The following is a 16,509-nucleotide window of genomic DNA, read 5'->3' as shown; positions in this document are numbered from 1 at the left end:
CGCGCACTGAGTGCAGAGAGGCGTGAATCATAGCTGGCGGCGTCGAGAGCGTCGAGAGGCGTCAGAACGGTCGAGAAGGAGGGATAAATCGGTTGCGGTCGGACGCCTCGACGCGAGCGATTGCCGGCGTCGGCGGTTCCCCGGGCTCAGCGGTTGTCGGTCTCGTCGAGCCAGGCGGTGGCGCACGCCTCGTCGCAGAAGGCGAGGAGCCGACGCTCTCGGGTCAGCTTCGACCCGGCCCCGGGTGTCCGTTCCCGGTCGAGTTCCACCTGGTGGTGCGGGCCCCGGAGGTCGACGCGCTCGCCGCACGCCGGACACGTCTCGCTCGCGGCGTCCCAGTTGCTGCGCGGGACCACTTGTCTCACGGTCCATTCGGCGTCCGATTTGGACGGGGCGGGGCGGCACGTCTTCGACATTAACGGTTCGTACGGTCCGAAGGTATGTAAACCCATTTTTGCCCAATCTATCACGCAATAAGCAACAATGATTAACGTCTATTCGGCGTAAGGTAGACATACACATAGAAATTTGTGGGTCGCGTTCCCACGGGGCGCACCGGCGGTCTCCTCGCGAGTCGGCGACCTCGCTGCGAGTCGCCGCGCCGGTAGCGAGGTGACCGCGGCGCGAGAACACGGTCTCAGAACGATCCGAGTTCGGCGCTTCGCCCCGCCTCCCGGGCCGTGTCGAGGAGTCCGTCGGGCTCGGCGGCCAGCACGCCGTCGAGCGTCGCGTTCGTCTCGGGATGGGCTGGCGCGATTCGGTCGCAACCGACGGGCAGCGTCGCGTCGGTGTAGGTGCCGAGTTCCCGCGCCGCCGCCACGATGTCGGGTTTGTCCTCGGTGAGGAGGGGCCGATGGACCGGCACGGAGACGGCGGCGTCCGTGACCGCCACGTTCCATCCGGTCTGACTCGACTTCTGTCCCAGTGCCTCCCCGGTCGCGACGCTGTGAGCGTCGACGGTCTCGGCGACGCCCTCGGCCGCCGCGAGCATCGCGCGCCGGAGCGACAGCATCCGCGTGTGCTCGGCGGTCTCGACCACGCGGTCGACGAACCCGCCGCCGTCGACCATCCGGGGACGCAGGTCCGCCCGGGGGGCGCGCTCGGCGACCGTCCGGGTGACTTCGAGCGCGCGAGCCCGGTGGTCCGCCCCGCCGTACTCGCCGAGGTCGACGTAGACGGGGATCGCGACGCACCCGCGTCGGAGGAGTCGCCACATCGCCACGGGGGAGTCGAGGCCGCCGCTGACGAGGACGGCGACCCGTCCCTGCGTCCCGACGGGGAGCCCGCCGGGCCCCTCGAGTCGAATCGCGGAGACGAACGCCTCCCGCTCTCGGACCTCGATCCGGTAGGTTCGGTCGGGGTCGTCGAGGTCGACCGACGCGCCGGTGACCTCGCCGACGACCCGTCCGGCCTCGACGTCGATGTCTCGGCTCGAAAAGCCGTGGACCTCCGCGGGCCCGATCCGGTCGCTGTCGACCGCGTACGTCTCCGAGGGGTCGTGCGGACCGGCTTCGGCGAGTCGGCGAACCGCCCGGCGGATCGCTGCCATCTCGGGATCGACCGCGACGGCGGGGCGAGCGAACGCGATCCCGGGGAGCGCCGCGGCGACGCGGGCGGCCGCCTTCGGACGGCCGGTCCGGACCACGACGCGCGACCACGGGCGCTCGACGGTGGCCTCGATCCCGTCGGCGTCGAGCGCGGCCTCGACGTCGCGGGCGACCCGCTCGGCCATCCGCGCGCGGACGCCGCTGCTCTTGGTGCCGAAGTCGCCGTGACCGATCAGGACCGCGTTCGTCGGGTCCGTCAGAGCGGCCCGCTCTCCGGTGTCGTCGGCGTCCGCGCTCTCGGAGGGCGGGGGGGCGACGTCTGCGTCCTCGCGGTCCGCGTCGTTCGTTCCGCTCACACGTGCAGTTTCGCGGCGAGCGGCTTCAGAACGTCGAAAGCTCGCCGTCGATGACGCGGCGGGTGATGTCGGTGACGTTCGCCAGCCGATCGTCGATCTGCGAGCGGATCTCGGGTTCGATGTCGGCGAGGTCGACGCCCGCTTCGGTGACGACCTTCGCGTCGGCGACGTGCGGTTGGTCGATCGGGCGGCCGATCTGCGAGAGGAGACGGATCTGGAGGTCGCGGATGCCGTCGACGTCGGCGACGACGGACTCGGCGATGTCCGTCGAGAGGAGGTTGTAGATCTTTCCGATGTGGTTGACGGGGTTCTTTCCGGAGGTCGCCTCCATACTCATCGGGCGGTTCGGCGTGATGAGCCCGTTGGCACGGTTGCCCCGGCCGACGGAGCCGTCGTCGCCCATCTCCGCGCTGGTGCCGGTGACCGTCAGGTAGATCGACCCCGACTCGTAGTCGTCGGCCGTGTTGACTTCGACGCGGACCTCCCGATCGGTCAGCCCGCGGGCGACGTCGCCCACGTGGGCGCGGACGCGCTCGACCGCGTCGTCGTAGTCCTCTAGGTCCTCGACGTAGGCGTCGACCATCGCGGCGGCGACGGTGATGTCGATCAGGTCGCCCTCGCGTTTGCCCATCACCTTGATGTCCGGGCCGAGTTCCGGGTGGTCGGCCGCGTAGGGGCCGTTGAGTTCCTCTTCGACGGTCAGGACGATCTCCTCGGTCTCGGTAAGCGGCGCGTGTCCGACGCCGTAGGAGGTGTCGTTCGACATCGGGACCTCCGCGCCGTCCTCCCCGAAGACGTCCTGGAGGTCGCCCGAACCCTCGCCGATCCGGGTGTCGACGACGATGTCGGTGCCGACGTCGAGCTCCGGGATGTGCTCGTTGAGGTAGTCGCGGGCGGCAGAGAGCGCGGTCGCGTCGACGGGAAGCCGCTCGCCGTCGTACTCCTTGGTCGCGCGGCCGACGATGAGCACGTAGACCGGTTCGACGACCTCGCCGCCGCCGTACGTCGGCGCGGACTCGCCGGCGACCAGCTGCGTCTCGTCGGTGTTGTAGTGAAGCACGCGTCCGACGCGGTCGAGATAGAGCTGTGAGAGCGACCGCGAGACGGCCTCGGCGATTCCGTCGCAGATCGAATCGGGGTGGCCGAGTCCCTTTCGCTCGACGATTTCGACCCCCTGGTCCTCGACGGCGGTCCGGTCTGCTGCCTCGATAGAGATGTTCCGTTCGGTCATTGCCCGACGCTACTGGCCCGGCCGTTCTATAACTTGCGGAAAAGTTCGCCACTGTTATTATTACCGCCGAGTATCAGATCGGAGCGCCCCGCTCACTCCGCGTCCTCGAGGAGCAGGCCCAGATACGAGGTCCGAATCTGCTCGTCCGGATCGAGGCCCAATCGACGGAGAACCTCGAACGCGCCGTCGCGGACGGACTCCACGTCGGCGCTCTCGCTCGCTTCGGCCTCGACCTCGACGAACTCGCCCAGGCCGTCGACGCGGTCGAGTGTGACGGTGTAGCCGTCGAGAACGAAGTACTCCCGTTCCTTCTCGACGACGGCCGCCTGCTCGAACCCGAGGCCGTCGAAGATGGCCGCCGCGGCGTCGCCGTCGGCGACGGCCGTCTCGTGTTCCGCCCGCGTCTTCGATTCCGCGTCGATCAGCGGCCCCTTGTACGTGACTTTGACCGTCTCCTCGAATCGGTGCCCACCTGGGGCGTCGGATCCGGCGGGCTCTGCTCCCGAGTCGGACGACGGGGGGTTCCGTTCTCGACGGACCCGGAGCGCTTCGTCGGTTTCGGCGAAGTCCCGGTGCGGCGCGTCGTAGTAGGTATCGACCTGCGTGAGTCGTTTCTTTGACTCGGCATCCGCGGCCTCGAGCGCCGCCCGGACCGCCTCGTGGGCCGCACGGAGTTTGACCTCGACCTCGATCATACCGGCCTGTCGGGTCACCCCTCAAAAAAAGCGTCCGATTCGGAGGGTGCATCCCGAACTGACCGCGGAACCGCCGCGAAAACACGCCGAACCCGCCGCCGGGGCGAAACGTGATTCTTAAGGGTCGCACGGGAGATGATCAGCGTATGAGTGACGAACAGCAGGCGGACGCCGCCGAATCGCAGGCAGACGCCGACGCGGAAGACGTCGAAGAAGACGTCTCCGGCATCCAGGACGACGACTTCGTCCGTCTGGCCTACACGCTCCGGACCACCGACGACGGCACCGTCGTCGACACCACCGACGAGGAGACGGCCGAAGAGGCCGAGATCGACACCGACGAGTACGACTTCGAACCGCGCGTCATCGTCGTCGGCGCCGGCCACGTCTTCGAGAGCGTCGACGAGGCGCTCATCGGCGCGGAGGTCGGCGACTCCGGCACAGTCGAAATCGACGCCGAAGAGGCCTTCGGCGAGTACGACGACGAGCAGGTCAGGACGGTCAGCGCCAACAAGATCGACGAGGAAGAGCGCTACCCGGGCGCGCAGGTCCAGATCGACGGCGACCAGGGCCGGATCGTGACGATCGTCAGCGGGCGCGCACGCGTCGACTTCAACCACCCGCTCGCAGGCGAGGACCTCGAGTACGAGTACGAGGTGCTCGAACTCGTCGACGACCGCGAGGAGCAGGCCGCCAGCATGCTGGAGATGTACCTCCAGCAGGCCCCCGAGGTCTGGATCCAGACGGACACGGTCGAGGAAGAGCAGGTCGTCGAGTCCGACGAGGACGACGAGGAGGAGGACGCCGAACCCGAAACCGAGACCGTCGAAGTCGAGAAGGAGACGCTGTACATCGAGGCCACCCCGCAGATGACGATGAACCAGCAGTGGATGTTCTCGAAGCAGCAGATCGCCCAAGACGTGATGGACCGCCTCGACCTCGACCGCGTCATCGTCCAGGAGACCATCGAGGGGATGGGCGGAATGATGGGCGGTATGGGCGGAATGATGGGCGGTGCCGGCGGAATGGGCGCTGAGGACATCGAGGAGGCGATCGAAGACGTCGACGTCGACGCCGACGAGCTCGCCGAGGAGCTCGACGCCGACCTCGAAGAGTAACGCTTCCGAGGCGGGCACCGCGCCCGAAGCGAGTGTCGATTCCGACGATCGGTTCGAGAGGTGCGCCGCCGAGACCGACGTCACGGCGCACCTCGGAACGCGTTTCGTTCGCCCGGGACGACGCAACGACCGAGGATCCCACCGGCACGGATGCGGGAGACGAAACAGGGGCCGCGGAGACCGATCTCCCGACCGACGACCTGCGGGCCCCGGAGACCGGTCTCCCGACCGACGACCTGCGAGTGGCGATCGTCGCTGCCGCCTGCACCGTGGGCTGACGGTGCTTCTTCAGTACGGGCTCGGTCGGGAGGTCCCCTCTGGCGGCTGCTACCGCTGGTGCCGAACTTCCTCTCGCTCGTCACGAAACGGCTCGAACTCGGTGGTCTCGACACACCAGGGAACTGGTCGCTCCTGACTGTCGCGATCACGCCGGCGACGTTCGGTTACCTCGGGTTCGTCGCCTGAGTTGGCGAACGGGGTTCTGCCCGGATCCGAGGGCTACGCGATGTCGCGGCTCGTGTCGACCGTGACGCGCTCGCCCAGCCGGAGCTTGATCGTCTCCTCTGGCGGCTGGACGCCGCGGAACTTCGGCACCGCCAGGCGGTTCTCGATCTCCGAGCCCTTGATCTTCGTGTGGAGGTCGAACACGACGTCCGCCATGTGTTTCGTGTACCCGCGGTTGCGGGGTTCGGCGTCGCCCTTCATCCCGTGGAGGACGGCCAGCCCGCCGGTGTTGACCATATGCGTCTGCAGTTCGTTGAGGAACTGCCGATAGCGGGCGGGCTCGGTCTCCTCTAAGACGTCGACGACGTCGACGATCAGGTTCGCGCCCTCCGGGAGGTCCCGGACGAACCGATGGGCGGTGTCCAGTGGCGCGTTGCCACCGACGTCCCTGACGGTGGGATCACCGACGTGACCGGGCGCGCGGTCGATGGCGTCCTTTACTGCCTGGTCCGAGCGGATCGTCGTGAGGTACAGCGACGCGCGGACCGCGGTCAATTCGTAGAGAAACAGCTCCGACTGGCTGGCGGGGTCGGCCGCGAGGAGCACGATGCTCCCCGGCGGAATCCCGCCGTCGAGTTGGCGATCGAGGACGCTGACCCCGGTCGAGAGCCTGTCTGCCACGGCGAGGGGTACGGAGTCGATCGGCTTAGGTGTTCGGTCGATCGGTCAGTCTCTCGGCGAGTTCGTCGTACGCGCGGCTGACGGTCGGATCGCGGAGCGGTTCGCCGACCCTGGAGGCCGACGCCGGAGGGACGGTCCCGAGAACCCGACACTCGAGGAGGTCCTCGACGCCCGGCGGGGCGAGTCTGGCCCGCGTGAGCACGGCACCGACCACCGGCGTGCCGACCGCGCGCGCCATCGCGGCCGTCTTCGCCGCGTCACGGAGCGCGGCGACGCACGGGGTCGCGACGATCAGGACGTCGTCTGCGACGCGCAGCGGGACTGTCGCGTCCGGTCCCGCACCGGCGGGGCAGTCGACGAAAACGGGCACCGGGTCGGCTGCGTCTTCGTGGTCCGCGGATCGGCCGCCGCTACCGCGTCTGCCGGCGCGCTCGTCGCCGACGCTACTGCCACCTCGGCCGTCGAACGCGTCGTCGCCGACAGCTACCGGAGACCGGGCCGCTTCGCGCTCGCGGATCCGACGCAGGCGTCCGCCGATCCCGTCGGGAGCGTCGCGGGGGGCGGGGACGATTCGCGTGTCGCCGCTGCTCGACGCCGGGTCCGGATGACCGCGGCCACCCGGTGCGGCAGCCCGCGGAACGCCCGCCAGCGCGTGGAGGTTCGGGAGGTCGCAGTCGGCGTCGACAGCGAGCGTCGGGCCGTCGACCGCCCGTGCCAGCCCGAGCGTCGTGGTCGTCTTTCCGCTGCCTCCCTTGCCGCCGGCGATCGCGAGCATAGCCCTCGTGGTCCCGTCCTCGTATTTGAACGCTCGGACGCTCTCGGCAGTCGCGGTCGAGCGGAGTCGACGAAAATCAAAATCGGGTCTGTCCGCGCGCCGCTAGTCGTGACAGCAGCCGCCGGCCTCGTCGCCGAAGTCGACCGCCAGCGGTTCCGAGATCGCCTCGTTGACGGCTTCGAGTCGCTCTTGGAGTTCCTCCTGCGCGTCGAGGTAGGAGGCCATCTTCGGCATCGAGTGCAGTTCCTCCTGGGCCTCCTGGACCTTTCGGAGGTTCTCCTCCGTGGCGTTCCCCATCTGTCGGGCGTGCATGTAGTGATCGCGACGCTCCTGGAACGTCGAGATCTGTTCTTGGACGTCGTCGTCGGCCTCGACGGCCGCCTTCGTCTCCTCGAACGCCTCGTACTCCGGCGTCTCGGCGATCGCCTCGCCGAGTTCGCGACCGAGTGCTTCGAGCCGATCTTTCTGGACGCTCATCGTCTCGCGTTTGGGAGTCGATTCGTTTGAACCTGCCGGAGGCCCCATCGCCCGCCGCGTCCCTCTCCTGCGGCCCATTTGTCGCGTGATCCTGCGGCCCATTTGTCGCGTGAGACGCGATTAAACGCCCACTATATGCACGTTAAATAGCAAATATACAATATATCACACTCGACATTCACGCATAAATATATGAATTCCTGTAGAAGCGATTCTCAGCCGAGTATCGGCGTGGTGATGAGATGAGCGTTTCCGCAGTTGCACCGATTGTCCTCCTGAGCTTCTCGGAACAGTTGGTGACAGCTCTCCGCCCGTACGCGACGCTCATCCTGCCGGGATTCCTCGTCGTGTTCTTCGTCGGGGCCGCCGTCGCCGCGGTTCTCTCGGACCGGTGGTACGCTCGCCGGCTGTTCGTCGCGTGCTTCTTCGTCGGACTGATACTGTCCAATTCCGTCCTCCCGATGGCGCCGCCGCCCTTCGTCTCGTGGGGACACTTCTCTCAGCCGACCGCCGAGGTGGAGACGTATCAGGAGATACGTCTCGTCGACGAGTCGGGCCACGAATTGAAGATGGATGACAAGATGACGCTCGCGTTCGACTCGGTGGCCACGACGCGACTGATCAAGCACATGCGCCGCGGACAGAACACCACGGAGAACGAGACCACCGCGCGGCTTCTGCTCGATCGGGCCACCGAGTACCGTGAGGCGGTCGAACGGGGTGACGCCGAGGGCCTCGCGAGGTTCCCGAGCCACGGACTGACGAGCGTGTGGACGCCGGAACTGCTCGACGGACACGAGCGGTTCGTCGGCGTCAGGGTGTACGAGATGACGTTCGTCACGTCGGAAGACGGAACCGAAGTCGTCCGCTACGAGGAGGACGTCGTCTTCGAGGCGTTCCCGCTGGCCGACGAGGAAGCGATACCTTCGCGTAACGGTTCGATGCCGACGACGCAGATGAATCGGACGGGTGAACGCGAGCCTATCAGTCTCTCGCTCGGGATACCGTCTCCGTCACCGGAGGCGGCTTACTGATGTTCGCCAACTACTTCGACGACGACCGCAGGTCGTCGCCGATCAATCTCGCGGTCGCGCGGTGGGTGCTCGGCGTCTGGCTGGCGTGGAAGACGGTGTTCTACGACTGGCCTCTCCTGCTCTCGGGGGTCTCCCGGGCGATGGCGCACGACGAGTTCGACCCGCTGATTCCGCTCTCCATACCGTGGATTCTGACCGTCGAGAAGTGGCTCCTGATCGGATTCGTCCTGTTGGTGATCGTGGGCTATCGGATTCGCGTTACCGCTCTAGTGAGCGCGGCTCTGGCCGCCCATCTGGGGGTCATCCGAGGGACCGTGGTCAGTTCCGGCGAGGTCAACAGCCTGTTCATCGGGTCGGCGTTTCTGGTGTTCATCGCGCTGTATCCCGAGGACGACGTGCTCTCCGTCGACGGTCTTCGGAAGGCGCGGTCGCAGTCTCTCGATTCGCTCGTCGCTCGACTGAAGTCGGACGAGGACCGCTCGTACCGAATGTCGGCGATGAAATACTCGCTTCTCACCCTCGCGATTCTGTTCTTCAGCACCGGAGCCAGCAAGGTCGTCGACGGCGGGGGGCCCGGGTTCGTCGCGCCCGACAACCTGTCACGGCTCGTCTTTCTGCGCACGTACGTCTACCCCTGGAACGACATCCCGTTACTCCTCGTCGAACACCCCTTCCTCGGCGTCCTCGGCGGTATCGGGACGCTCGTCCTCGAGTTCGGGTTCCTCGTCGCGGTGCTCGTCGGCGTCTCGATAACGCCGTTCGTCGTCGGGCTGGTGCTCTTCACGCTGTCGAACGTGGTGTTGCTGGGGATATTCTTCGTCGACAATCTATTTTTCTTGGCGGTGTTCGCCGCCTTCGACGGCGCCTATCGACGCCTCGCCCTCGACCGGGAGATAGACCTCGTCTTCGACGAACACTGCCTGTTCTGCGCTCGGTCGCTCTACCCGTTCAAGCTCCTCGATATCGACGGCACCGTGACGTTCTACTCGCAGTACGACGCGCCCGACGCGTGCACCGAGCGCTCCGAAGTCGACCTCGGACGGGCGATGTACGTCTTCGACGGGCAGAGCGGCTACGAGGGCTACGAGGCGTTCCGCGAACTGCTCCGTCAGAACCGGCTGTTCTCCCCGCTCGTGTGGGTGATGGGGCTCCCCCCGGCTCGGTCGGTCGGACGCCGGGTCTACCGCTATGTCGCGGACAACCGCAGCCGGCACTTCGCCTGTCGTCCCGCGGAGTTGGAGTGACCGCCTCTCTCGGCGTCCGCTGACGGCCCTCGGCTCGCCTGCCCGGTATCGGCGCGCGGAGAACGGACTCGCACTCGACGGGGCTTCTGCGTGACTCTTCGCGGTGCGCGCGATCGACCGGTGACTGGACGAACAGCTCCCGGAACGGACCGGCCCTCGCCAGACAGTCCGGCGTCGGCTGTTGGCCGCTGTGGCCGCGCCGAGCGGACGGCTTCCCCCGACGTCTCGGCGTCGGGCGTGCCGGACGTCGAGGCGCTCGCGACCCGAAACCGCGCCGTCACCGCGACGCCGACGCTCGGTGACGAATCGGCGACGACCGGGGCCGACGGACGAGAGCGGGACGGCGGCTGAAGCGAACCAGAGCGTGACGACGGAGAGAAACGAACGACGGCGAACGGAACGACGACGCCTGCGGGCCCGTGTGCGTCGGATGGCGCTCGCAACCTCACGCCGAGCGTCGCGCGACAGTTCTTGTACAGCCAGAGGTCGTCCTTCAACGTGCGGTACAGGTACACCGACCGTGGGCCGGCGCGGAGTCCCGACACCCACTCCGATCCGAGGCTCTCCGATTCCTCTCTCACCGCCCCGCACTCGGGGCACTCGGTCGGTTCCCCCTCGCCTTTGTGGTCCTGTGCGTCGGACGGCATACCGAGTACCTACGCCCAGCTGTGGCATATATCATCACGGCGTCTGCGACTGGTACGCACGGCCCCTGAGACCGGTATCGAGAGTGTCTTGCAACCGCCGACGTTATGCCTCCCGCCCCGCAAGGTCGGTGCAATGAGCCAGGACGCCGCCACCGAGGGAGACCTCCGCAACACCGGAATGTCGCTACGGCACGACCGCGAGTGGGACTACGAACTGGACCGGATCGTCGAGGAGATCGAAGAGCGCGACGCGAACCGCGTCGGCCTCCAGTTCCCCGAGGGGCTGAAGCGCCGCGGCCCGGCCGTCGCCGACGACCTCCGGGAGCTGTGCGGCGACGACGTGACGTTCATGCTCTCGGGGCAGCCCTGCTACGGCGCGTGCGACCTCGACACCTATCTGATGCGGCGGACTGACGTGTTCGTCCACTTCGGGCACTCGCCGATGAAGGAATCGGAGAAGATCATCTACGTCCCCCTCTTCTCGAACGTCGATCCGTTCCCGATCTTAGAGGAGGCCGTCGACGAACTCCCCGAGGAGGAGGTCGGCCTCGTCACGACCGCCCAGCACATGAACCGCTTCGGCGAGATGGTCGAGTGGCTGGAGGAGCGCGGCTTCGACGTCCACACCCGCCGGGGCGACGACCGCCTGACCTACGAGGGGCAGGTCCTCGGCTGCAACTACGCCTCCGCCGACATCGACGCCGACCAGGTGCTGTACGTCGGCGGCGGGAAGTTCCACCCGCTCGGCCTCGCGATGGAACATCCCGAAAAGAAGGTGCTCATCGCCGACCCCGTCAACAACGTCGTGACCGTCGCGGACACGGAGAAGTTCATGAAGCAGCGCTACGGCGCGGTCCACCGCGCGATGGACGCCGAGAAGTGGGGCGTCATCTTCTGTACGAAGATCGGCCAGGGCCGGATGGAGATCGCCGAGGAGATCATCGAGGACAACGACGACGCGTACCTGATCACGATGGACGAGGTGACGCCGGATCGGCTCCGAAACTTCGCCATGGACGCGTTCGTCAACACCGGCTGTCCCCGGATCACGACCGACGACGGGCCGCAGTTCCACAAGCCGATGCTCACGCCCGGCGAGTACCGGATCGCCGTCGGCGACGAGCCGCTCGACTCGCTGTCGTTCGACACGTTCCACGGCACCTGGTAGGGAGCCGCGATCGACCGTCTCGCTAGCGTTCTCCCGAGACAGCCGACTCGACGTATTCGACCGCCTTCTCGACCGTCTGGACGGCCTCCACGTGCGCCGCGTCGTGCGTTCCGAGTCCCGCGGTCGGCCGGTCGTAGACCGACGCGTAGCCGAGTTCCGACAGCGTCCCGCCGCCGCCGTCGACCGCGACGACCGCGTCGCCGTTCATCACCACGAGCGCGTTGCGCGCGTGGCCCAGTCCGGTCGCGATCGCCTCCTCGACGTACTCGTTCGCGTCCGCGCGGCGGTCCGTGGGGAGGATCCCGATCGTGTGTCCGCCCGCCTCGGACGCGCCGCGGCAGACGGCCTCCATCACCCCTCCGAGGCCGCCGCAGACGACCGTGTGGTCTCGCCGAGCCAGGACCCGTCCCAGTTCCTCGGCCGTTTCGGCTTCCGCCCGACGTATTGTGCTGCCGCCGATCACGCTGACTCGCATAGCGGACGCTCGCCCGGAGAGACGGTAGTGGTTTCGGCTTTCAACAGACCGAACAGCGGTCTGTTCACCTCTACGAACGGATCTCGACCGCTTCGACCTCGCCGATCTCGGGGAGCGCCTCCAGGTCCTCGGCCGGACCGCACCCCGATCTGGGACGCGCCCGGAGCGGTAACAGGGTCTCCTCGCCGACCACCGGGCTCCGCGTTTCGAGGACGTAGGCGTCGTGCCGGTCGTCGTCGCGGAGCGGGGCCAGGTGGACGATCCGCCGGTCGACGATCCCGTCGATGTCGACGTCCTTCTCGCGCGCGTCCACCGTCTCCTCGCTCACCGCCGACACCCGGGTGACGATCGGCGATTCGAGTTCGACGCCGCCGACGGTGGCCGAGCCCGCCGCCAGCGTGACCCGCACCACGTCGCCCTCGGTCGCGCTCTCGATCCGTTCGATGAGATCAGCCGTCATTATCGCTCGCTTGGGAGAGGACCATCAAGAAGGCTCGCACCCGACGTCGGTGGTCGAGCGTGTCGACGGCGAGGTCACGCGTCCCGCCGACCGTCGTCGTCCGCGCTCCCGTCCCGAATCGATGTCCCGTCCAGAATCGCCGTCCCGTCCGGCCGCTTCGGCCCCTCGGAGTCGTAGACGACCACGCCGTCGACATCGACCGGTTCGTAGTTGTCGCGGACGCCGATCGCCTCCTCCAACTCCCGGATAGCGCGTTCCTTGAGCGCGGCCGCCAGTTCCTCGGCGTCCGCGCGGGAGATGTCGCGGCCGAGCCCCTCGCACTCGTGCGCGCGAACCATTCCCGCCTCGTCGACGGCCTCGCCCATCGGCTGGCTGGTCCCGCCGAGCGCGACGCTGAAGGGGTACGTCTCACAGATCAGCGGCCGGTCCTCGTGGACCTGACAGGCCCCTTTGGCGGTGCCGTCCCCCCGCTCGCCGACCTCCTCGTAGAAGACGCAGTCGCCGCAGGCGTCGGTCTGGAGCGCCCACTCGAACGTCTCGCCCTCGGGGCCGTCCGCTCCGTCGACGACCCCGTACGGCATCGGGCGGGCCACGTCCCGCCAGTCGTAGCGCTCGGCGGACTTGCTCCCGTTTTCGGCGCCGGAACCGTCAGGTTCGCTCTCCCGCCGCCGGCCGTCCGCGTCGGCAGCGACTGACTGCAACCGCCGCACCTCGTCCGGGAAGACCGTCGCCGTGTGCGGTTCCGTTCCCTCTCCGTCCTCGCGCTCGTGGCCCTTGCAGCACGCGCCGCAGCGCGTGCACTCGAAGCCGATCGACTCGATGGCGTCGGCCAGTTCCGACACCGAGAGGTCGCGGGCGCGTTCGAGTTCGGTTTCGAGCGACGGAGCGTCGTTCACGGGTCGTCGTCGGGTCGGCGCGGACAAAGGCCTCTCGGTCGGGGAGTCGTCGGACGGTTTCCACTCAAAATGGTTCGACCGTCTCCGCCTCGCGGTCGAAGCGCACGCGACGCTCGGCGTCGAGTTTCTCCAGGTGGGCGACGATCGTCGCCCGCGCGAACCCGCGGACGCCGGAGAGGTCCCGATCGTAGACGGCCTCGAGGACGGCGTCGACGTCGCGAGCGCCGGCCGCGACGGCCGCGAGCGCGTCCCGTTCGCGATCGAGTCGACGTCGGAGCAGGCGTTCGCAGACGGCTCGCGGGTCCTCGATGACTCGTCCGTGCCCCGGAAAGAGGCGCGGCGGGTTCCGGGCGTAGAGGCGTCGGAGCGCGACGAGATAGGCTCGAACGTCGCCCTCGGGGGCGGCGACGGCGACGCTGCCCTCGGCGATCGCGACGTCGCCGCAGAGGGTCCCGGCGTCCGTCTCGAAGGCGACGTGGTCCGGCGCGTGACCGGGAGTGTCGATGACGCCGACGCCGTCGCCGACGGGGAGGTCGGTGCCCTCGACGAACGTCCGGTCGGGAGCGACGCCGGTCGCGTCGGCGAAGCGGGCCTCGCGACCGCGGCGGCACCAGACGGTCGCGCCCGTCTCCTCTGCGTACGTCTCGACGGCACCCACGTGGTCCGGGTGAGCGTGGGTGACGGTGATGTGTTCGATGGATACGGCGGCGACGGCGTCGTCGAGCGCCTCGGTCCGCCGCTGCGGATCGACGAGCAGTGCGGGATCGTCGCCAACGACGTAGGCGTTCGTCGAGCCCGTCGGGACGGGGGCGTCGACCGATATCGGGACGCGTCGGATCGGCGGCGCGTTCGGCGGCGTAGCGGTCACAGTCGTATCGTCGTTCGAGAGCAGAAAACGCTGGCGTCAGGGCGAACGCGTTGACAGCCGTGAAAACACGTCAGAGTCGGAGCCGCTCCGCTGGCTGGATGCGGCGACGGGTGTCGGAGACGCCTAGGTGTTGAGGTAGTAGACCTGCTTGCGGGCGTCCTTGAAGCTGTATCGGGACCCCACGAGTTCGGCGTCTTCGAGGCGGTTGAGGGCGTAGCGAACGGTCCGATCCGGCAGCAGCGATTCCTCGGCGAGCTGGCCCTGTGAGAGCGGCGCGTCGCCCTCGAGTACTTTCGCGACGAGTTTCGCGCTCGGCGGGAGTTCGCGGAGGCGGTCCCGGTACTCCGACTCCGAGAGGAGGTCGTCGCCGTCGAGTTCTGCGGTACTGGTGCTCATACGGAGAGCAAATGTTGCACTCTTGGTAAAGGTTGCCTACAAGTGTGACAATACAATCCGTAGACCTTATACACATACAAGGATGGCTGCGGACTCTCAGGACGACGAGGCCGACGTCCGACCGGTGTATCGGTCCGTCGTACCGGCGCGCTTCCAGTACGGTTTTAGTCCACGAGCGAGCACTGGATGATAGCGTGAAAGGAAAGGAGTGGTACCAGGCCGACGACGTCGCCGAGGAGTACGACTCGAAGCGGTTCTCGCGGGGCGGGAGACTCATCGACGACCGCGAGAAGCGGGCCGTCGTCGAGGCCATCGGGCCCGTCGAGGGGAAAGACGTCCTCGAAATCGCCTGCGGGACGGGGCGGTTCACGGCGATGCTGGCCGAACGAGGCGCGAACATCGTCGGTCTCGACATCTCCGACGCGATGTTGGCCCAGGGGCGTGAGAAGGCCCGACGGGCGGGCGTCGCGGATCACATCGAGTTCCTCCGCGGCGACGCCGCGCGCCTTCCCTTCCCCGACGACCACTTCGACGCCGTCTTCGCGATGCGGTTCTTCCACCTCGCGGACACCCCCGCGAAGTTTATGGCGGAGATGGCCCGCGTCTCGAAGAACCTCGTCTTCTTCGACACGTTCAACGAACGCAGCGCCCGCGTCGTCTACAACTGGCTCCTCCCGATGGGGTCGCACCTGTACTCCGCCTCGCAGGTGAAGCGGCTCCTCGACGGGGCCGGTCTGCGGCTGCTGAACGGCGAACACGACTTCCTGCTTCCCTACGGCTTCTACCGGAAGATCCCCAACGGGATCGCCCAGGAGTTCCGCGATATCGACACCGCCCTCGGAGAGACCGCGCTCGGAGACGCGCTCGCGTCGGTCTCCTACTGGACCGCGGCCGTCGAAGACGGCGGGCTGTAGCGACGCGCCGCCGGCGTCGCGGGGAGTGGCGGGACGCCGCCTCGGGAGGGACCCGCCCCGAGGTGCGACATTTAAGTTCGCGTATCGCAACCCATAGGTATGGAGCTCTCGGTAGTGATCCCGACACTGAACAGACGGGATCACCTCGCGGCCACCCTGGACGTGCTGGCCGCGAACGCGCCCGACGCCGAGGTCGTCGTCGTCAACGGCCCCTCGGCGGACGGGACGACCGGAATGGTCCGCGACCGAGACGACGTCGACGTGCTCGTGGAGGTGTCAGACCGGACGCTGAACGTCTCCCGAAACGCGGGAATCCACGCCGCCTCGGGCGACGTGGTCGCCTTTCTGCGCCACGACCTCGCGATCGAGGAGACCTGGACGGACGCCATCGAGGCGGGCATCGAACGCGCGCCGGTCGTGACGGGGCCGGTCCACGAGACGCTGCCGGCGGGAATGACGACGACGGCGCCGGAGACGCGCACGATCCGAAACCGCGAGGTCACGTACTTCAACGGCGGCAACGTCGCGTTACGCGCCGAGGCCCTGGACGACCTCGACGGGTTCGACGAGTACCTCGAAACCGGCGGCGCTCGCGACGCCGCACACCGCCTGGCGGGGCTCGGACACGACGTCGCCTGGGAGTCGGAACTGTGCGTCCGCACGGAGTACGAGGCCGACGGTGGGGTCGACGAACGGGACCACGAGTGGAAGTACCGCGCGCTCGCCTACCGGCTCGTGAAGAACTACGGGGTCCGTCCGACGGTCTTCCGCCGTATCGCCTCGCACGCGGGATCGGACGCCGTCTCCGCCGCCCGGGACGTCGTCGCCGGCGACACGTCACCGACGGGGTGGTTCGGGAACGGACGGGACGTCGTCGTCGGGATCGCGACGGGGTGGTCGGACGGTCTGGTCGCCCGAGCGCGCGATCGGACGCCCGCGCGCAACCCCCACGGCTGCTCGAAGCGGGCCGACCGGGCGGTCGCGAAGTACGACCGTCGGTGAGCGTGCGGATGACACGTCGGTGAGCGTGCGGATGACACGTCGGTGAGTAGCCGAACGACGCCGCGGTGAGCGGAGGGGAGA

Annotated in this window: 21 protein-coding genes; 9 read left to right on the top strand and 12 right to left on the bottom strand. The window is 67.9% G+C overall.

Features of this window, described 5'->3' with window-relative positions; translation table 11 throughout:
- Positions 1 to 146: 146 nt before the first annotated feature.
- The 4 genes from NO876_RS10090 to cyaB all read right to left on the bottom strand — a co-directional run bounded on the left by NO876_RS10090 (position 147) and on the right by cyaB (position 3,829).
- The gene (locus tag NO876_RS10090; RefSeq protein WP_256421555.1) at positions 147 to 356 is read right to left on the bottom strand and encodes a hypothetical protein; all 210 of its coding nucleotides are present in this window, start codon (positions 354 to 356) and stop codon (positions 147 to 149) included.
- A 281-nt stretch (positions 357 to 637) separates the two neighbouring features.
- Entirely contained in the window at positions 638 to 1,807 is a 1,170-nt protein-coding gene (locus NO876_RS10085) for a tRNA sulfurtransferase (protein ID WP_256421732.1), read from the bottom strand.
- A 121-nt stretch (positions 1,808 to 1,928) separates the two neighbouring features.
- Positions 1,929 to 3,134 carry a methionine adenosyltransferase gene (locus NO876_RS10080; RefSeq protein WP_256421554.1) on the bottom strand — a complete coding sequence of 402 codons (1,206 nt, stop codon included), beginning with the start codon at positions 3,132 to 3,134 and terminating at the stop codon, positions 1,929 to 1,931.
- A gap of 92 nt (positions 3,135 to 3,226) precedes the next feature.
- Complete coding sequence (gene cyaB, locus NO876_RS10075) at positions 3,227 to 3,829, bottom strand: class IV adenylate cyclase (RefSeq protein ID WP_256421553.1); 603 nt, start codon at positions 3,827 to 3,829, stop codon at positions 3,227 to 3,229.
- 146 nt (positions 3,830 to 3,975) lie between these two features.
- Here cyaB and NO876_RS10070 point away from each other — a divergent pair, with 146 nt between their 5' ends.
- From NO876_RS10070 to NO876_RS18190, 3 genes are read left to right on the top strand one after another with little or no spacing between them, the layout of a single operon-like run.
- Positions 3,976 to 4,947 (top strand): FKBP-type peptidyl-prolyl cis-trans isomerase, encoded by a 972-nt coding sequence (locus tag NO876_RS10070; RefSeq protein WP_256421552.1) that lies wholly within the window; start codon positions 3,976 to 3,978, stop codon positions 4,945 to 4,947.
- 32 nt (positions 4,948 to 4,979) lie between these two features.
- Positions 4,980 to 5,225, top strand: a complete 246-nt coding sequence (locus NO876_RS10065) for a hypothetical protein (RefSeq protein ID WP_256421551.1) — start codon at positions 4,980 to 4,982, stop codon at positions 5,223 to 5,225.
- The gene (locus NO876_RS18190; protein WP_486606390.1) at positions 5,131 to 5,412 is read left to right on the top strand and encodes a DUF8049 family protein; all 282 of its coding nucleotides are present in this window, start codon (positions 5,131 to 5,133) and stop codon (positions 5,410 to 5,412) included. Before NO876_RS10065 ends, NO876_RS18190 begins: the two co-directional genes overlap by 95 nt.
- A gap of 33 nt (positions 5,413 to 5,445) precedes the next feature.
- Here the strand turns inward: NO876_RS18190 and NO876_RS10055 are convergent, their stop codons facing one another.
- The 3 genes from NO876_RS10055 to NO876_RS10045 form a co-directional block, all read right to left on the bottom strand.
- On the bottom strand, positions 5,446 to 6,072 hold the full coding sequence (locus tag NO876_RS10055; RefSeq protein ID WP_256421549.1) for a DUF7125 family protein: 627 nt from the start codon (positions 6,070 to 6,072) through the stop codon (positions 5,446 to 5,448).
- Between the two features lie 25 nt (positions 6,073 to 6,097).
- Entirely contained in the window at positions 6,098 to 6,847 is a 750-nt protein-coding gene (locus NO876_RS10050) for a MinD/ParA family ATP-binding protein (protein WP_256421548.1), read from the bottom strand.
- A 102-nt stretch (positions 6,848 to 6,949) separates the two neighbouring features.
- Entirely contained in the window at positions 6,950 to 7,324 is a 375-nt protein-coding gene (locus NO876_RS10045) for a YlbF/YmcA family competence regulator (RefSeq protein ID WP_256421547.1), read from the bottom strand.
- 242 nt (positions 7,325 to 7,566) lie between these two features.
- Here NO876_RS10045 and NO876_RS10040 point away from each other — a divergent pair, with 242 nt between their 5' ends.
- The 4 genes from NO876_RS10040 to dph2 all read left to right on the top strand — a co-directional run bounded on the left by NO876_RS10040 (position 7,567) and on the right by dph2 (position 11,417).
- The gene (locus tag NO876_RS10040; RefSeq protein ID WP_256421546.1) at positions 7,567 to 8,358 is read left to right on the top strand and encodes a hypothetical protein; all 792 of its coding nucleotides are present in this window, start codon (positions 7,567 to 7,569) and stop codon (positions 8,356 to 8,358) included.
- Entirely contained in the window at positions 8,358 to 9,602 is a 1,245-nt protein-coding gene (locus NO876_RS10035; protein ID WP_256421545.1) for a DCC1-like thiol-disulfide oxidoreductase family protein, read from the top strand. Before NO876_RS10040 ends, NO876_RS10035 begins: the two co-directional genes overlap by 1 nt.
- Positions 9,603 to 9,722: 120 nt before the next feature.
- Positions 9,723 to 9,953, top strand: a complete 231-nt coding sequence (locus NO876_RS10030; RefSeq protein ID WP_256421544.1) for a hypothetical protein — start codon at positions 9,723 to 9,725, stop codon at positions 9,951 to 9,953.
- A gap of 429 nt (positions 9,954 to 10,382) precedes the next feature.
- Positions 10,383 to 11,417 carry a diphthamide biosynthesis enzyme Dph2 gene (gene dph2, locus NO876_RS10025; RefSeq protein ID WP_256421543.1) on the top strand — a complete coding sequence of 345 codons (1,035 nt, stop codon included), beginning with the start codon at positions 10,383 to 10,385 and terminating at the stop codon, positions 11,415 to 11,417.
- A gap of 22 nt (positions 11,418 to 11,439) precedes the next feature.
- On the opposite strand, the gene NO876_RS10020 is transcribed toward dph2, so the two are convergent.
- The 5 genes from NO876_RS10020 to NO876_RS10000 form a co-directional block, all read right to left on the bottom strand.
- Positions 11,440 to 11,892 (bottom strand): TIGR00725 family protein, encoded by a 453-nt coding sequence (locus tag NO876_RS10020; RefSeq protein WP_256421542.1) that lies wholly within the window; start codon positions 11,890 to 11,892, stop codon positions 11,440 to 11,442.
- 70 nt (positions 11,893 to 11,962) lie between these two features.
- Complete coding sequence (locus NO876_RS10015; protein ID WP_256421541.1) at positions 11,963 to 12,352, bottom strand: hypothetical protein; 390 nt, start codon at positions 12,350 to 12,352, stop codon at positions 11,963 to 11,965.
- Between the two features lie 74 nt (positions 12,353 to 12,426).
- Positions 12,427 to 13,248 carry a YkgJ family cysteine cluster protein gene (locus NO876_RS10010; RefSeq protein ID WP_256421540.1) on the bottom strand — a complete coding sequence of 274 codons (822 nt, stop codon included), beginning with the start codon at positions 13,246 to 13,248 and terminating at the stop codon, positions 12,427 to 12,429.
- Between the two features lie 64 nt (positions 13,249 to 13,312).
- Entirely contained in the window at positions 13,313 to 14,116 is an 804-nt protein-coding gene (locus NO876_RS10005; protein ID WP_425601465.1) for an MBL fold metallo-hydrolase, read from the bottom strand.
- A 123-nt stretch (positions 14,117 to 14,239) separates the two neighbouring features.
- The gene (locus NO876_RS10000) at positions 14,240 to 14,512 is read right to left on the bottom strand and encodes a MarR family transcriptional regulator (protein WP_256421539.1); all 273 of its coding nucleotides are present in this window, start codon (positions 14,510 to 14,512) and stop codon (positions 14,240 to 14,242) included.
- A gap of 194 nt (positions 14,513 to 14,706) precedes the next feature.
- Between NO876_RS10000 and NO876_RS09995 the strand changes: the two genes are divergently transcribed.
- Complete coding sequence (locus tag NO876_RS09995; protein ID WP_256421538.1) at positions 14,707 to 15,426, top strand: class I SAM-dependent methyltransferase; 720 nt, start codon at positions 14,707 to 14,709, stop codon at positions 15,424 to 15,426.
- 99 nt (positions 15,427 to 15,525) lie between these two features.
- Positions 15,526 to 16,428 carry a glycosyltransferase family 2 protein gene (locus NO876_RS09990; protein ID WP_256421537.1) on the top strand — a complete coding sequence of 301 codons (903 nt, stop codon included), beginning with the start codon at positions 15,526 to 15,528 and terminating at the stop codon, positions 16,426 to 16,428.
- The last annotated feature ends 81 nt before the right edge of the window (positions 16,429 to 16,509 follow it).

Origin of the sequence: Halobellus rarus (assembly GCF_024494595.1) — an archaeon.
GTDB classification, from domain to species: domain Archaea; phylum Halobacteriota; class Halobacteria; order Halobacteriales; family Haloferacaceae; genus Haloquadratum; species Haloquadratum rarum.
Note: the sequence above shows the minus strand (reverse complement) of the source record. Positions and strands in the feature narration are given on the sequence as shown.

What these genes read in the sequence shown, in the direction of transcription:
- NO876_RS10015 (WP_256421541.1), bottom strand. Translation starts at nt 12,352, where the DNA reads ATGACGGCTGATCTCATCGAACGGATCGAGAGCGCGACCGAGGGCGAC.
- dph2 (WP_256421543.1), top strand. Translation starts at nt 10,383, where the DNA reads ATGAGCCAGGACGCCGCCACCGAGGGAGACCTCCGCAACACCGGAATG.
- NO876_RS10080 (WP_256421554.1), bottom strand. Translation starts at nt 3,134, where the DNA reads ATGACCGAACGGAACATCTCTATCGAGGCAGCAGACCGGACCGCCGTC.
- NO876_RS10040 (WP_256421546.1), top strand. Translation starts at nt 7,567, where the DNA reads ATGAGCGTTTCCGCAGTTGCACCGATTGTCCTCCTGAGCTTCTCGGAA.
- NO876_RS10045 (WP_256421547.1), bottom strand. Translation starts at nt 7,324, where the DNA reads ATGAGCGTCCAGAAAGATCGGCTCGAAGCACTCGGTCGCGAACTCGGC.
- NO876_RS10070 (WP_256421552.1), top strand. Translation starts at nt 3,976, where the DNA reads ATGAGTGACGAACAGCAGGCGGACGCCGCCGAATCGCAGGCAGACGCC.
- cyaB (WP_256421553.1), bottom strand. Translation starts at nt 3,829, where the DNA reads ATGATCGAGGTCGAGGTCAAACTCCGTGCGGCCCACGAGGCGGTCCGG.
- NO876_RS10050 (WP_256421548.1), bottom strand. Translation starts at nt 6,847, where the DNA reads ATGCTCGCGATCGCCGGCGGCAAGGGAGGCAGCGGAAAGACGACCACG.
- NO876_RS10020 (WP_256421542.1), bottom strand. Translation starts at nt 11,892, where the DNA reads ATGCGAGTCAGCGTGATCGGCGGCAGCACAATACGTCGGGCGGAAGCC.
- NO876_RS10000 (WP_256421539.1), bottom strand. Translation starts at nt 14,512, where the DNA reads ATGAGCACCAGTACCGCAGAACTCGACGGCGACGACCTCCTCTCGGAG.
- NO876_RS09990 (WP_256421537.1), top strand. Translation starts at nt 15,526, where the DNA reads ATGGAGCTCTCGGTAGTGATCCCGACACTGAACAGACGGGATCACCTC.
- NO876_RS10035 (WP_256421545.1), top strand. Translation starts at nt 8,358, where the DNA reads ATGTTCGCCAACTACTTCGACGACGACCGCAGGTCGTCGCCGATCAAT.